This window comes from Streptomyces sp. NPDC088810 (genome assembly GCF_044750305.1).
Lineage (GTDB): Bacteria > Actinomycetota > Actinomycetes > Streptomycetales > Streptomycetaceae > Streptomyces.
In genome coordinates this window covers 41624-56005 of the sequence record NZ_JBIVJQ010000003.1, presented here as the reverse complement: position 1 = coordinate 56005, position 14382 = coordinate 41624, and the positions used below count along the sequence as shown (strand labels likewise).

Here is a 14382-nt window from a genome sequence, read left to right as displayed (position 1 = left end):
CCACCCCTCCGCGGCTCAGCCGGTGTGCCGGTCCGTGGAGAGTAGCCACTGCCAACGGTGACGTTCCGTAACGAGGGTGGCGGCCACGAGGAGAGACACGAGGATTGCCGCATAGATGGGCCATGCCAACCATGCGGCGATCGCGGCAGCAGCGAGCTGGAGCAGCACAAGCAGGATCGTGACCATACCCGAGACAGGGATGATCACCTGCGCCTTGTCTCCCGGAGTGGAGAAGACGGTCGGGAGGCCGATCAGCACCACCACCGCCAAGACGGCAAGCAGCCATGAATACCTGGACAGGACCCAGGGAGTGGCCACCCAGGCGACAAGTTCCGCAGCGAAGCGCAGGACGGATGCGATGCGGTCGTCCGGTCTCTCCAATTTCGCCCCCACAAGCCGTGTCGACCACCAGAAGAGGATCTTACGGCCACGGATGGAACTGTGAACGCGCCTTGGTGATCCCTGTCAATCCGCGTTCACAGTCCTTTCTGCAACCGCCGCACACAGGGCGTCCAGCGATGGGTAAGCGACCGTTTAAGTCCTGCGGCCTGGCATCGTCCTGGTTACCCTCCAGTCACCTTGACCTGCGGAGATGGACCGACGGTGCTTCCTTTGGCACGTGGATATGCGAGACGGTGATTGCTGGCTACAGTCGTCTAGTTACAACTGGTTGTGGGGACAACCAAAGCGCCTTGGGGAGGACCTGCAGCACATGAGTCGTCGCTCTACTGGTTTTGTCGGCGTCTGGGCTGAAATGCAACGGCAGCAGCAGCGTCAACTGGAGGCCGAAGCCAGACGGCGGAGACAGCAAGAACAGCAAGCGCGGGCGTACCAGCGGCGAGCTGCCCAGAGCCACCGCGAGTATCGACAGGCAGAGGCTCTACGACGCACGGAGGAGCTGGACGCGCAGGTTGCGTCGTTGCAGGGTCTTCTTGCCTCGGGTTGCCAGGCTCCGCCCTTCAGGGCTGCCTCTCTCCTCCGACCCGAAGAGGTCCAGCCCTTCGCTCCAGGACCATTGGCGCAGCCGGTGCCCATGCCGGATTTCAGTCACTACCAAACGCAGAGCGGCTGGACTGCGAGTCGCCGAGCACAGGCACAGGCGGAAGCACGAGCACGCTTCGAGCGGGACTGGCAGGCTGCCCAAGCCGCAGAGGCACACCGACAGCAACAGCTGGCGGCCTACCAACGGGAGTACCAGCAGTGGGCCGATACTCAGCTGGCTGATGTACGGCGACACAACGCCGGCGTTGTTGCGATAACCGATGGCGTAAGGCGTCAAGATCCCGATTCCGTGGTCGAGTACTTCACAGCTGCTCTCTACGCCTCGACGGCATGGCCGGAGGGTTTCCCGCGCCAGGTGGCAGCAGCCTACGACCCGGCGGCCCGACAGTTGGTGCTGGATTGGGAACTGCCCCCTTACAGCATCGTGCCGGAGGTCAAGGCCGTTCGATACATGTCCGGGGTCGACCAGGACAAGGAGACCCCTCGCCCAGTAGGCCAGCGCCGTGCGCTGTACAGGGAGGTTCTCGCGCAGTGCATGCTCCTCGTTCTGCACGAACTGTTCGCCGCAGATGAGCTGGGTGCGCTTGAGTCAGTGACCCTGAACGGGTTCGTCGATGGGCATGACCCTACGACGGGCCGACCGGGCCATATCTTCCTTGCGACCGTCATGGCCTCGCGCTCTTCGTTCCGTGACTTACACCTGGCGCAGGTGGACGCAGGCAGTTGCCTGGCTGACGCACTGCGTGGTCAGCTCTCGGCTCGACCGGACCAACTCACACCAGTACGGCCGAGCAGGCGGCCGCAGGATGTCGGGAACCGCATCGTCGCCCATGGAAGCGACGAGGAACCGGACCTGTTCGCCATGGACCCGATAGCCTTCGAGAATCTCGTTGCCGATCTCTTCCGGGCCATGGGGATGCAGGCGGTGACCACCCAGCGTTCCAACGATGGCGGTGTGGACGTCGACGCACTGGATCCCACGCCCATCCGAGGCGGCAAGATCGTCGTGCAGGTGAAGCGCTACCGCAGCACGGTGCCGCCCACCGCTGTGCGCGACTTGTACGGAACCGTGCAGGACGTCGGCGCCAACAAGGGCGTCCTCGTGACGACGTCAGGGTTCGGCCCCGGCTCACACACCTTCGCCAACGGCAAGCCGCTGGAACTCATCTCGGGCCCCGAACTCGTCGACCTGCTGCATCGTCATGGGCTGCGTGGGCGGCTTGGTGACGGCGGTCGGCAAATCCCGGCACAGCCGACGCCCTCGGTGCCGGGCACTCGGCTACCAGAGGATTACAACGTTCTGGGCATGTCGTGGACCGGAGGCGTCGCCTTGGACGTGTGCGCTCTCGTCTGCCGTGGCAACCGGGTCCTCAGTGACGATCACTTCGTCTTCTTCAACAACCCGCAGACGCCGGACGGCTCAGTGCGGGCTCTCCCCGCCACTGCACCTGACAAGGCCGCGATCTGCGTCTCCTTCGACGGGTTGCCCGATGAGGCCGACCGGTTCGTGCTCGTGGCGGCCATCGACCCAGAGGTCAACCCGGACGCCGACCTCTCCGGCTTCACAAACGCCTCCATCCGCCTGCTCGACCCGGGGCTGGCTGAGCTCGGACAGCTTGAAGTCTCCGACGGCCGGCCGCGCGAAACCGCCTTGGTACTCGGATCCTTCCGCCGAAGGTCGAACGGAGACTGGGACTTCGTCCTGGGCGGCAAGGGCTACACGGGCGGCCTGGAGGAGCTAGTTCAGGATTTCGGCATCGAGGTGGAGTAGCCCCCTTTGGGTCCCGCTGCTGCACTGGTTGAGGGCTGTGAACGCGGCTTGATGATCCAGGTCATCCGGTCCCGCTTCCAGTCGGACGGGAACCGTCCGGTGCGGGCGGCCGGGCGGCCGATCTGCGGGCGGTAGGCCTGGTACACGGTGACGGTGGTCTCCGTGTGCCGGGCGCGGATGCGGAACGTGGGCTCGGTGATGGTCGTTTTCTCGTGCACGGGGACAGACTCGGCCGCCCCACGGGCCCCGCACCACCGAATATTCACCGCGCACGGCACTTGGATCCGCGCCCGCCGTGCCCAAGACTGGGCCGATGACGCAGCGTACGGAGTTCGCGACCGTGAGGGACCGACTGGCCGTGGACGACCTGGTGACCGCGTACGCGGTGGCAGTGGACGACGGCGACTGGAGGGGCTACCGAGACCTGTTCACGGCGGACGGACGCGCCGACTACCGCTCGGCGGGCGGCATCGAGGGCGACGCGGACCGGGTCGCCGCCTGGCTCGCCGAGAGCCTGGCCCTGTTCGCCATGCGCCAGCACCTGATCGTCAACCGGCAGGTGCGCTTCGGCGCCCTGGAGCACGACACCGGCGACACCGCCCGCGTCCGCGCCGACTACGTCAACCCGCTGCGCCTCACCGACGCGGACGACTCCGCCGCGCCGGACCTGGTGTGCGGCGGCCGGTACGACTTCGGGGTCCTGCGCACACCGGACGGCTGGCGCCTGAGCGAGGTCGTCGTACACGAGAAGTGGCGCAGGGGCGGCGGTCCCCGGGGGCGCACGCCCTAGGGGCCGCGGGACCCGCGCGACCAGCACCTTTCACGGCCCGTATCCGCCGGACGACCGCCCCCGCCCGAGCCGCAACGCGCACCGCCGCACACTCACCACGCACACTGGAGCCATCGGTGGGTAGGGAGGGTCCTTATGAGGATGATCAACCGCTGGCTGGCCTCCCCGTGGCGCCGCTCGGCCGCCGCCGCCCTCGCCGGTGCCCTTCCCGTGCTCGCGTTCCCGGCCCCGTCCCTGTGGTGGTTCGCGTACGTCGCCCTGGTGCCGTGGATCCTGCTGGCCCGCTCCGCGCCGACCGGACGGCGGGCCGGCTACGACGGCTGGTGGGGCGGCATCGGCTTCCTGGTGGCCGTCCACCACTGGCTGCTGCCGAGCCTGCACGTGTTCATCTTCCTGATCGCCGCGCTGCTGGGCCTGCTCTGGATGCCCTGGGGCCGACTGGTGCGCCGGCTCCTGGGCGGGGTGCCGACGCCGGGCCGCGGTGCCGCCGCGCTGCTGGTGCTGCCGTCGGCCTGGCTGGCGGTCGAGCTGGTCCGGTCCTGGCAGGGCCTCGGCGGGCCGTGGGGCATGCTGGGCGCCAGCCAGTGGCAGGTGAGCCCGGCGCTGCGGCTGGCCTCGGTCGGCGGGGTGTGGCTGCTCAGCTTCCTGGTGGTGGCCGTCAACGTGGCGGTGGCCATGCTGCTGGCCGTGCGCGAGTCGCGGGTGCCGGCCGTGGCCTCGCTGGTCGCCACGGCCGCCGCGACCTCGGCCGCGTGGGCGTGGGCGCCGCGGCCCGATGCCGACGGACAGGTGCGGATCGCCGTGGTCCAGCCGGGCATCGTGGCCGGGCAGGGCAGCGGCGACAAGCGGTTCGCCCGGGAGGAGCAGCTGACCCGGCGGCTCGCCGGGCAGGGTGTCGACCTGGTGGTGTGGGGCGAGTCCAGCGTCGGCTTCGACCTGGACGACCGTCCCGACCTGGCCCGGCGGCTGGCCGCCCTGTCCCGCGAGACCGGCGCCGACCTGCTGGTGAACGTGGACGCCCGCCGCTCCGACCGGCCCGGCATCTACAAGAGTTCGGTGCTGGTCGGCCCGCACGGCCTGACCGGCGACCGGTACGACAAGATGCGGCTGGTGCCGTTCGGCGAGTACATACCGGCCCGTTCGCTGCTCGGCTGGGCCACCTCGGTGGGCCGGGCCGCGGGCGAGGACCGGCAGCGCGGCACCGCGCAGACCGTGATGAACGTCGGGCACGGGCTGCGGGTCGGCCCGCTGATCTGCTTCGAGACCGCGTTCCCGGACATGAGCCGGCATCTCGCCGAGGACGGCGCACACGTCCTCCTCGGCCAGTCGTCCACCTCGTCCTTCCAGCGCAGCTGGGCGCCGGAGCAGCACGCTTCGCTGGCCGCGCTGCGCGCCGCCGAGACCGGCCGCCCGATGGTGCACGCCACGCTCACGGGCGTCTCGGCGGTGTACGGTCCGGACGGGCAGCGCCTCGGTCCGTGGCTCGGCATCGAGGCGAGCGCCGCGCGCGTGTACGACGTGCCGCTCGCGCACGGCATCACGCCGTACGTCCGCTACGGCGACTGGCCCGTGCACGGCGCGCTGCTGGTGCTGGCGGCGCTGGGCGTGACGGAGGGGGTGCGGGCGCTCAGGCTGCGCCGTAGCGGTCCTGAACCGCTCGGACCACCCTCTCGCACAGTTCATGAGTCGCCAGCGCGTCCCGGGCGCTGAGCACCTTCCCGGCCCGTACGGCGTCCAGGAACGCGAGGACCGCCTGCTCGATGCCGCGCTGCCGCGCCACCGGCACCCAGTCGCCGCGCCGGCGCACGGTCGGCTGCCCCTTGTGGTCGATCACCTCGGCGAGGTTGACCACCTGGCGCTTGGTGTCCTGGCCGGACACCTCCAGGATCTCCTCGGTCGAGCCGCTGAGCCGGTTCATCAGCCCGATCGCGGTGAAGCCGTCCCCGCCGAGCTGGAGCACGACGTGCTCGACCAGCCCGTCCTCGACGCGGGCACGCACCGTCACGTCGTCGACCGGGCCGGGCGCCAGGAACCGCAGGGTGTCGACGACGTGGATGAAGTCGTCCAGGACCATCGAGCGGGGTTCCTCGGGCAGTCCGATCCGGTTCTTCTGCAGGAGGATCAGCTCGCGCGGGTGGTCCCGGCACTGGGTGTACCCGGGGGCGTACCGGCGGTTGAAGCCGACGAACAGCGAGACGCCCCGCCGCTCGGCCAGGGCGACCAGCCGCTCGGAGTCGGCGAGCCGGTAGGCCAGCGGCTTGTCCACGTAGGTCGGCACGCCGGCCTCCAGCAGCCGGGCGACGATCTCGGGGTGGACGGCGGTCGGCGCGTGCACGAAGGCCGCGTCGAGGCCGGCGGCGAGCAGCGAGTCCAGGGTGGTGTGCCGCTGCTCCCGGGGCAGGTGCAGGAAGTCGCCGACCCGGTCCAGGGTGGCGGGCGTGCGGGTCTGCAGGTGCAGGTCGATGTCCGGCTGCGTGCCGAGCACCGGCAGGTAGGCCTTCTGCGCGATGTCCCCGAGTCCGATGCAGCCGACCTTCACGTGCGCTCCTCCACGGCTTGCCTGCGTGTTACCTGCCGGAAGCATACGGGGGTCCATGGTCACCGACGCCCCCGGAAGGGGCGCGGGGCTGTATCGACATGCGGCTGGGCCGGGTGGGCGCGGGCAACCACAACGACGCCGCAGCCGCCCGACGACACCCCCGGCACCCCACGGAGCGGAACCCGGCCGGACCAGCGGAGCGCTACCTCTGGCGCGGCGGTGTCCAGCCCTCGCCCCCCGGACCGCCGGCCTCCCCCAACCGCGACGCCAGCCGGCTGATCGCCGACCGCACCCCCGCGCCGTAGCCGTCGTCCGCGAGGACCCCCGCGGCGCTGCGGGCCCGGCGCAGATGGCTGCGGGCGGCCTCGGCGCGGCCCAGCTTGACGTAGTCGGCCGCCAGGTTGAGGTGGAGCGAGGGGAGGAAGCCCTGGACGCTCGACGGGTCGCCGCCCGCCCGGCCGTCGGCCAGCTCCTCCGCCGCCGACAGCGCCCGCAGGTCCCAGGCGAGTTCGTCCGCCGGGTCGTCCTGGGTGTCGGCCAGGTAGTGGGCCAGGGTGCAGCGGTGCAGCGGGTCGCCCTCCTCGCCGATCTCCGCCCACAGGCCCAGGAAGCGGCTGCGGGCCTCCTCGCGGTCACCACCGTGGTGCAGCATCACGACCTGCCCGATCCGCGTCAGCACGGCGTCCGGCGCCGCCTGTTCCTGTCGCTCCGCCACGGGTGCCTCCGGGTCGTCGGCAATGGTTCCGGTCCTGACGCTAACCGGCGCCGCGAGGATTCCATGCCAGGCGGGGCCGGTGGGCAACTGCGGGTCCGTTGTGGCTGGTCGCGCCACGCGCGGAGCCGCATGTCGATACAGCCTCGCGCCTCTTCGGAGCGCTCCCCGGCCCCCGGGCGGCAGTCAGCCCAGGTTCGGGATCCGCCAGTCGACCGGCTCGTGCCCCTGCGCCGCGATCGCCTCGTTGATCTGCGTGAACGGACGCGAACCGAAGAACTTCTTCGCGGACAGCGGCGAGGGGTGCGCGCCCTTGACCACCACGTGCCGGGTCTCGTCGATCAGCGGGAGCTTCTTCTGCGCGTAGTTGCCCCACAGGACGAAGACCGCCGGGTCGGGGCGGGAGGCCACCGCGCGGATCACCGCGTCCGTGAACTTCTCCCAGCCCTTGCCCTTGTGCGAGTTGGCCTCGCCGGCGCGGACGGTGAGGACCGCGTTGAGCAGCAGCACGCCCTGCCGGGCCCACGGCATCAGGTAGCCGTTGTCCGGGACGGGCAGGCCCAGCTCCTCCTGCATCTCCTTGTAGATGTTGCGCAGCGAGGGCGGGGTCTTCACACCCGGGCGGACGGAGAAGCACAGGCCGTGGCCCTGGCCCTCGCCGTGGTACGGGTCCTGGCCGAGGATGAGGACCTTCACCTGCTCGTACGGCGTCGCGTCCAGCGCGGCGAAGACCTCCTCGCGCGGCGGGTAGACGGGACCCTTCGCCCGCTCCTCCTCGACGAACTCCGTCAGCTCCTTGAAGTAGGGCTGCTGCAGTTCGTCGCCCAGAACCCCGCGCCAGGACTCGGGCAGCATGGCGATGTCGGTCACGTCAACGTCCTCACGATGTCGATCAACTACGGCGTGCGGTCACTTCCAGGTTCCAGAACCTACAGGCGACCACTGACAACCGGAGCCGCGAGGGCCGTTCGCCGGTCTCACCAGCTGGTCTTGCGGTGCAGTGTCCACATCATCATGATCGTCGACGGGTCGAGGGCCTGCTCGCCGCCGGAGATGTCGACGCTGGCCGCCACGAACTGCCGGCCCTGCCACAGCGGGATCAGCCGGGCGTCGTCGACCATGATCTGCTGGGCCGCCTCCACGTCCTTGACGGTCCGGGCGCGGTCGCTCTCCGCGCGCGCGTGGGGCAGCAGCTTGCCGGTGATCTCCTTGGCGGGGTAGGGCGTGCCGAGGGCGTTGTGCTCGCCGACGAACGGGGCGATGAAGTTGTCCGCGTCCGGGAAGTCCGGGAACCAGCCGCGCCCGAACACCGGGTACTCGCCCTTCTGGTAGCCGACCACATAGGTCTTCCAGGGGCGGCTCTCGAGGGTGATGGTGAACAGGCCGGAGGCGTCCAGCTGCCGCTTGAGCTCCCGGAACATCAGGGCCGTCTCGGAGCCGTAGCGGTCGGTGGTGTACCAGAGGGTGAGCGGGACGGGCCGGGTGATGCCGGCGTCGGTGAGGATCTTGCGGGCCTTGGGGACGCTGGGGTCGCCGTAGTCGTCGAAGAAGCCGGTGGCGTGGCCGGTCAGGCCCTTGGGGACCATGGAGTACAGCGGGTCGACGGTGTCCTTGTAGACCTTGTGTGCGATCGCGCCCCGGTCGACGATCTGCGCGACGGCCTTGCGCACGGCGGGCTGCTTGGCCCAGGGGTCCTTGGGGTTGAACACCAGGTAGCTGATGTCGGTGCCGGCGCCGTCGACCAGTTGCAGGTCCTCGCTGTCGTGCTCCTGCAGGGCGAGGATGTCGTCGGCGGCGAGACCCCGGTAGGTGACGTCGATCCGCTTGTCCTTGAGTGCCGTGACCATCCCGGCGGAGTCCTTGAAGTACCGGATGGTCACCGCGTCGTTCTGCGGCTTGGCGAAGCCCTCGTAGTTGCCGTTGCGGACCAGGACGGCCTCGGAGTCCTCCTCGTAGGACTGCAGTTTGTACGGTCCGGAGCCGTACACGGAGGTGTCCTTGCGCAGGGAGTTGGCGGGGTAGTCGTCCGGGTCGACGATCGACATGGCGGGGGTGGCCAGCACGAACGGGAAGGTGGCGTCGGACTGGTTGAGGTGGAAGACGATCTCGCGGTCGCCTGAGGTCTCGACGCGGTCCAGGCTGCCGAGCAGTCCGGCGGGGCCGCCGGGGGCGTTGATGGTGCGGATGCGGTCGATCGAGTGCCGGACGGCCTCGGCGGTCAGCGGGTCGCCGTCGGCGAACTTCAGGCCGGAGCGCAGCTTGCAGCGGTAGGTGCGGCTCGTGGAGTCGGTGAAGGAGCAGCTCTCGGCGGCGTCGGGCTGGGGGGTGGTGGCACCGCTCGGGTAGGCGAGGAGCGTCTGGAAGATGTTCCGGTACAGCTCCCAGGAGCCGTCCCAGGCACCGGCCGGGTCCAGTGTGCTGGGGGCGCTGGTGGTACCCACGACGATCGGGCCCTGGCTGTCGGGGTCGCCGTCGGACAGCAGACTGCATCCGGCCACCAGCGATATGGACGCGATCGCCGCGACTCTCCGCAGGAATCGGTTCCGGTTGAACACGCGCACGCTCCTCGATCTGCCATACCAAGGGTCGGCAGACCATACCGCAGCGTCCGGAGCCCTGAACCTCCCCCGGGACCGGCGTTCTTGATCGTCTGAACCATGACGACGTTGTCATTCCGCTGTGCGGATTCCGAACGGCCTCCCGGGCGCCGATCCGTCCGAAAATCGGCGCCCGGAAGAGATCTCCGCCTCAGCCGACGCCGGCGTTGAGGAAGATGCCGCCGTCCACGACGAGGGTCTGACCGGTGATCCAGTCGGACTGCACGGAGGTGAGGAACGCGGCTGCCCCGCCGATGTCGGCGGGCACACCGAGCCGGCCGAGCGGGTAGGCGGCGGCCGCCTCCTCCTCCCGGCCCTCGTACAGGGCCTGTGCGAACTTCGTCTTGACCACGGCCGGGGCGATGGCGTTGACCCGCACCTTCGGCGCGAACTCGTGCGCCAGCTGCTGGGTCAGGTTGATCATCGCGGCCTTGCTGACGCCGTACGCGCCGATGAACGGCGAGGGCGCGAGGCCGGCGACCGAGGCGATGTTGACGATCGCGCCGCCGTTGTCCTTCTGCCAGGCGTGCCAGGTCTTCTGGGCGAAGCCGAGCGCGGAGATCACGTTGGTCTCGAAGACCTTGCGGGCGACGTTCAGGTCGAGGTCCGCGATGGGGCCGAACACCGGGTTGGTGCCCGCGTTGTTGACCAGGAAGTCGACCCGGCCGAAGGCCTCCATGGTGCGCTCGACGACCTCGGTCTGGTGGTCCAGGTCGTGCGCCTTGCCGGCCACGCCGATGACGCGCTCGGTGCCGAGCTGCTCGACGGCCTCCTTCAGGGCGTCCTCGCCCCGGCCCGTGATGCACACGCGGTCGCCACGGGCGACCAGCGCCTCGGCGACGCCGTAGCCGATACCGCGGCTGGCGCCGGTGACGATCGCGACCCTGCCGGACAGCTCCGGGAGTTCAGTCATGTCCGTGTTACCTCTGAGTCCCTTAGTTGAGCGGTCCGCCGGCGACGTACAGCACCTGGCCGGAGACGAAGCCGGCCGCCTCGCCGGTGAAGAAGGCGATGGCGTTGGCGATGTCCTCGGGCTCGCCGACGCGCTGCACCGGGATCTGGGTGGCGGCGGCCTTCTTGAAGTCGTCGAAGCCCATGCCGACGCGGTCGGCGGTGGCCTTGGTCATCTCGGTCGCGATGAAGCCGGGGGCGACCGCGTTGGCGGTGATGCCGAACTTGCCCAGCTCGATGGCGAGGGTCTTGGTGAAGCCCTGGAGGCCGGCCTTCGCGGCGGAGTAGTTGGCCTGGCCGCGGTTGCCGAGCGCCGAGGAGGAGGAGAGGTTGACGATCCGGCCGAAGCCCGCGTCCACCATGTGCTTCTGGACGGCCTTGGTCATCAGGAAGGAGCCGCGCAGGTGCACGTTCAGGACGGTGTCCCAGTCGGAGACGCTCATCTTGAACAGCAGGTTGTCGCGCAGCACGCCCGCGTTGTTGACCAGGATCGTCGGTGCGCCCAGCTCCTCGGTGATCCGGGCGACGGCGGCCTCGACCTGCGCCTCGTCGGAGACGTCCGCGCCGACGGCGATGGCCTTGCCGCCGGCCGCGGTGATCTTCTCGACGGTGTCCTTGCAGGCGGCCTCGTCCAGGTCGATCACGGCGACCGCGCGGCCTTCGGCGGCCAGTCGTACGGCGGTGGCGGCGCCGATTCCGCGCGCCGCGCCGGTGACGACCGCGACCCGCTGTTCAGTGGTGGACATTGCTGCTTCTCCTCGCCCTTGAGAGAACCTCTTGAGAGAACCTGTGGGGCCTTGAAGGGCCCCTGGTGCGGTGAGCGACCGCTTAGTACCTTCAGCACCCGTGACGCTAGAAGCCCTGGCACCCGGTGTCAACGGCACATCCGGCCGGTGTGATCCATTACCTCACCAGGAGGTCCAGCAACCGCTGCGTCTCGGCGGCCGGGTCGGCGGTGAGACCGGTGTGCACGGGACCGGGCTGGACCACGGTGGAGCGGGGCGCGATCAGCCAGCGGTAGCGGCGCCCCGCGTCGTCGCCGGCCGCCTGCCCGGCCTGCTCCCCGCCCGCGCAGTGCCGCTCGATCGCACCGAGCGCGGCGCGCACCCCGGCCACGTCGGCGGCCGGGTCCAGCGCGAGCAGCCGGGCCTCGTCCAGGTGGGTGAGGGCGCCGACGTAGCCCCGGGCGCGGCAGTAGACGACCACGCCCGCGTTGATGCACTCCCCGCGCTCCACCCGGGGTACGACCCGCAGCAGCGCGTACTCGAACACGTCCCGGTCGCCGCCCTGGCCGGCCCGGGTGATGTGCCGCTCGGTCACATGACCGGCCATGTGGATGTGGCGCTCGCTCACGTGCCCTCCTGCAACCGCTCGCCGAACCGCTCGCTCACTTGCCCTCCTCGGTTCCGGTGCCGAGGCCGGTGATCCGCTCGGCGATGACGGCCGCCCGGGCGAGCAGCGGCCGCGCGTAGGCCCGGCGCAGCTCGTCCGGGGTGTCGAAGCCGGGCTCGTCGGCGAGCCAGGCCTCGGGGATCTCGGCGGTGACCTCGGCGAGCAGGTCCTCGGTGACCCGGGGTGCCAGCTCGGCCGCGGCGCCGGAGACGTCCGGGGCGAAGCGGGCGAGGGCGTGCTCGGAGGCGTCGTAGGGACGCGCGGCGGAGGCCTCGGCGGCGGGCCAGTTGTGGTGCCAGATCATGGTGGCGCCGTGGTCGATGAGCCACAGCTCGCCCTGGTGCACCAGCAGGTTGGGGTTGCGCCAGGAGCGGTCGACGTTGTTGATCAGCGCGTCGAACCAGACGATCCGGCCGGCCTCCGCCGCGCCCACCGGGAAGGCGAGCGGGTCGTAGCCGAGGGCTCCGGACAGGAAGTCCATGCCGAGGTTGGTGCCGCCGCTGGCCCGGAGCAGGTCCTGCACCTGCTGCTCGGGCTCGCCGAGCCCGAGGACGGGATCCAGCTGGACAGTGACCAGCCGGGGCACGCGGAATCCGAGGCGGCGGGCGAGTTCGCCGCACACCACCTCGGCGACGAGGGTCTTGCGGCCCTGTCCGGCGCCGGTGAACTTCATGACGTACGTCCCGAAGTCGTCGGCCTCGACGAGCCCCGGCAGCGAGCCCCCCTCACGCAGCGGCGTGATGTAGCGGGTCGCGGTGACTTCCTTGAGCATCGCCCCAGGTTACTGGGGTGCGGCCGGGCGTCCGGCCGACAGCCGCGGCTTACGGCCCGCTCACCGCCGGACGGCAAGGATCCGGGTGCCCGTCTGAACGGCCGCGCTCCCCGGGCCGTACCCCATGACGGACCAGGAGAAGCTCCGCGGAAGGGAATCCCCACATGACCAGCGCATCGCTCCACCCCGCAACCGGACCGGGCCGCCGTACCGTCGTGGCGGCGGCCGGAGCGGCGGGGCTCGCCGCCGCGCTGACCGCCTGCGGTTCGGGCGACGACTCCTCGGACACCGGGTCGGGATCCAACGGCACCACCGGGTCGACGCAGGGCGGCGGTTCCGCGGCCGGCGGCACCGCGCTCGCCAGGACGGCGGACATCCCCGAGGGCGGCGGCAAGATCTTCAAGGACCAGGGTGTCGTGGTCACCCAGCCGACGGCGGGCACCTACAAGGCGTTCTCGGCCAAGTGCACGCACCGGGGCTGTTCGGTGGGCAGCGTGGCGAACGGCGTGATCCTGTGCCCCTGTCACAACAGCGAATTCTCGGCGGCGGACGGCAGCGTGAAGAAGGGGCCCGCCACGCAGGCGCTGCCCGCGGCGAAGATCACCGTTTCCGGTGACGAGATCAAGCTGGCCTGAGCGGGCTCAGCGCCGCTCCCGCGCCCGGGCGAGGCAGCCGAGCACCTCGTCGGTGGTCGCGATCGTGGCCACCAGCGCGAGGGTGTTGCGGATCATCGCGGGGGTGTACTCGGCGGGCACCCCTGCGATGGCGTCGGCCGGGACGACGGCGGTGTAGCCGAGGTTGACGGCGTCGAACACGGCATTGGGGACGGCGACGTTCGCCGAGACGCCGGTGACGATCAGCGTGCGGCAGCCGAGGTTGCGCAGCAGGGCGTCGACGTCGGTGCCGTGGATCGGGGACAGCCCGTGCAGCCGCCGTACGACGAAGTCCTCCTCGGCGACCTCGATCGGGGGCGCGACCCGGACCGCCGTGCTGCCGGTCAGCTGGTGCACGGGAAGCCGTTCGGCGGCCCGGAACAAACGCGCGTTGCGGTTCGCGCCCCGGCCGTCGGGCCGGCGCTCGGCGACCGCGTGGATCACCTGCACCCCGCTCTCGTGCGCGGCGGCGACCAGCCGGGCCACATTGCGCAGGGCACCGGAGCAGCGTGCCTCGCGGGCGAGTTCGGGCAGGGCGCTGTCCGGTCCGACGACCCCCTGCTGGCACTCCACGGTGAGCAGGACGGTGCTCGCGGGGTCGAGGAGTGCGCCGAGTCGCTCGTACGACGGCATGGCATGTGCCCCCTTGTAGACGACGGCTTCTCTTTTCTGACGTGATGTCAGAGGATCACGATAGTTTTCTGACACGACGTGGGAGAAGAGGGGGCCGCATGTCCGTCACTCAGCAGCGCCGGGGCCGGAAGATCATGATGACGCCCGGCGAGCTGGACGAGTTCCTGACCACCCAGCGCACCTGCCGGGTGGCGACCGTGTCCGGCGACGGCACACCGCACGTCAGCGCGCTGTGGTTCGCCTGGGACGGCACCTCGCTGTGGCTGTACTCGGTGGTGCGCAGCCGGCGCTGGGCCCAGCTCAGCCGCGACCCGCGGGTGGCCGTCGTGGTCGACTCCGGCGAGGAGTACGACCAGCTGCGCGGGGTCGAGCTGTCCGGCCGGGTGGAGTTCGTGGGCGAGGTGCCGCGCCGGGGCGAGCTGTGCGCCGAACTCGACACGGCCGAGACGCTGTTCGCCCGCAAGAACTTCGGCCTGGAGGAGATGCCGCACGACGGCCGGCACGCCTGGGCCCGGCTGACCCCGGACAAGATCGTGTCGTGGGACTTCCGGAAGCTGGGCGGGGCGTGAG

Annotated in this window: 15 protein-coding genes and 1 pseudogene; 5 read left to right on the top strand and 11 right to left on the bottom strand. The window is 70.5% G+C overall.

Going from position 1 to position 14382, the window contains the following annotated elements:
* Positions 1-15 precede the first annotated feature (15 nt).
* A complete protein-coding gene (locus tag ACIP4Y_RS11075) occupies positions 16-264 on the bottom strand; it encodes a hypothetical protein (protein WP_401390831.1) in 249 nt (82 codons plus the stop codon).
* Between the two features lie 448 nt (positions 265-712).
* On the opposite strand from ACIP4Y_RS11075, the gene ACIP4Y_RS11070 reads away from it, so the two are divergent.
* Positions 713-2773: a restriction endonuclease gene (locus tag ACIP4Y_RS11070; protein WP_401390828.1), complete on the top strand. Its 2061-nt coding sequence runs from the start codon at positions 713-715 to the stop codon at positions 2771-2773.
* A 53-nt stretch (positions 2774-2826) separates the two neighbouring features.
* Here the strand turns inward: ACIP4Y_RS11070 and ACIP4Y_RS11065 are convergent.
* Positions 2827-3033 (bottom strand): annotated as a pseudogene (locus ACIP4Y_RS11065) (DUF4291 family protein); the annotation flags it as partial.
* A 53-nt stretch (positions 3034-3086) separates the two neighbouring features.
* Here ACIP4Y_RS11065 and ACIP4Y_RS11060 point away from each other — a divergent pair.
* Positions 3087-3563 (top strand): nuclear transport factor 2 family protein, encoded by a 477-nt coding sequence (locus tag ACIP4Y_RS11060; protein WP_401390825.1) that lies wholly within the window; start codon positions 3087-3089, stop codon positions 3561-3563.
* Between the two features lie 135 nt (positions 3564-3698).
* The gene (gene lnt / locus ACIP4Y_RS11055) at positions 3699-5273 is read left to right on the top strand and encodes an apolipoprotein N-acyltransferase (RefSeq protein WP_401390822.1); all 1575 of its coding nucleotides are present in this window, start codon (positions 3699-3701) and stop codon (positions 5271-5273) included.
* On the opposite strand, the gene ACIP4Y_RS11050 is transcribed toward lnt, so the two are convergent.
* From ACIP4Y_RS11050 to ACIP4Y_RS11015, 8 genes are all read right to left on the bottom strand, one after another.
* Complete coding sequence (locus tag ACIP4Y_RS11050; protein WP_401390819.1) at positions 5191-6102, bottom strand: Gfo/Idh/MocA family protein; 912 nt, start codon at positions 6100-6102, stop codon at positions 5191-5193. The two genes, lnt and ACIP4Y_RS11050, sit on opposite strands and share 83 nt — an antisense overlap.
* Before the next feature lie 202 nt (positions 6103-6304).
* Positions 6305-6817, bottom strand: coding sequence for a hypothetical protein (locus tag ACIP4Y_RS11045; protein WP_401390817.1), 513 nt, complete (start codon positions 6815-6817; stop codon positions 6305-6307).
* Between the two features lie 183 nt (positions 6818-7000).
* Positions 7001-7684 (bottom strand): uracil-DNA glycosylase, encoded by a 684-nt coding sequence (gene ung / locus ACIP4Y_RS11040; protein ID WP_401390814.1) that lies wholly within the window; start codon positions 7682-7684, stop codon positions 7001-7003.
* Positions 7685-7791: 107 nt separating this feature from the next.
* Positions 7792-9369 (bottom strand): ABC transporter substrate-binding protein, encoded by a 1578-nt coding sequence (locus ACIP4Y_RS11035; RefSeq protein WP_401390811.1) that lies wholly within the window; start codon positions 9367-9369, stop codon positions 7792-7794.
* A gap of 193 nt (positions 9370-9562) precedes the next feature.
* On the bottom strand, positions 9563-10324 hold the full coding sequence (locus ACIP4Y_RS11030) for an SDR family oxidoreductase (RefSeq protein ID WP_401390808.1): 762 nt from the start codon (positions 10322-10324) through the stop codon (positions 9563-9565).
* A 22-nt stretch (positions 10325-10346) separates the two neighbouring features.
* Positions 10347-11108 carry a 3-oxoacyl-ACP reductase FabG gene (gene fabG / locus ACIP4Y_RS11025; RefSeq protein ID WP_358647402.1) on the bottom strand — a complete coding sequence of 254 codons (762 nt, stop codon included), beginning with the start codon at positions 11106-11108 and terminating at the stop codon, positions 10347-10349.
* A 157-nt stretch (positions 11109-11265) separates the two neighbouring features.
* On the bottom strand, positions 11266-11715 hold the full coding sequence (locus ACIP4Y_RS11020; RefSeq protein WP_401390801.1) for a DUF3037 domain-containing protein: 450 nt from the start codon (positions 11713-11715) through the stop codon (positions 11266-11268).
* A gap of 34 nt (positions 11716-11749) precedes the next feature.
* Positions 11750-12526 (bottom strand): HipA family kinase, encoded by a 777-nt coding sequence (locus ACIP4Y_RS11015; RefSeq protein ID WP_401390798.1) that lies wholly within the window; start codon positions 12524-12526, stop codon positions 11750-11752.
* 164 nt (positions 12527-12690) lie between these two features.
* On the opposite strand from ACIP4Y_RS11015, the gene ACIP4Y_RS11010 reads away from it, so the two are divergent.
* Positions 12691-13161 (top strand): Rieske (2Fe-2S) protein, encoded by a 471-nt coding sequence (locus ACIP4Y_RS11010; RefSeq protein ID WP_358647408.1) that lies wholly within the window; start codon positions 12691-12693, stop codon positions 13159-13161.
* A 6-nt stretch (positions 13162-13167) separates the two neighbouring features.
* On the opposite strand, the gene ACIP4Y_RS11005 is transcribed toward ACIP4Y_RS11010, so the two are convergent.
* Positions 13168-13812, bottom strand: a complete 645-nt coding sequence (locus ACIP4Y_RS11005) for a cysteine hydrolase (RefSeq protein WP_401390795.1) — start codon at positions 13810-13812, stop codon at positions 13168-13170.
* Positions 13813-13910: 98 nt separating this feature from the next.
* Between ACIP4Y_RS11005 and ACIP4Y_RS11000 the strand changes: the two genes are divergently transcribed.
* The gene (locus ACIP4Y_RS11000) at positions 13911-14381 is read left to right on the top strand and encodes a pyridoxamine 5'-phosphate oxidase family protein (protein ID WP_358647412.1); all 471 of its coding nucleotides are present in this window, start codon (positions 13911-13913) and stop codon (positions 14379-14381) included.
* The last annotated feature ends 1 nt before the right edge of the window (position 14382 follow it).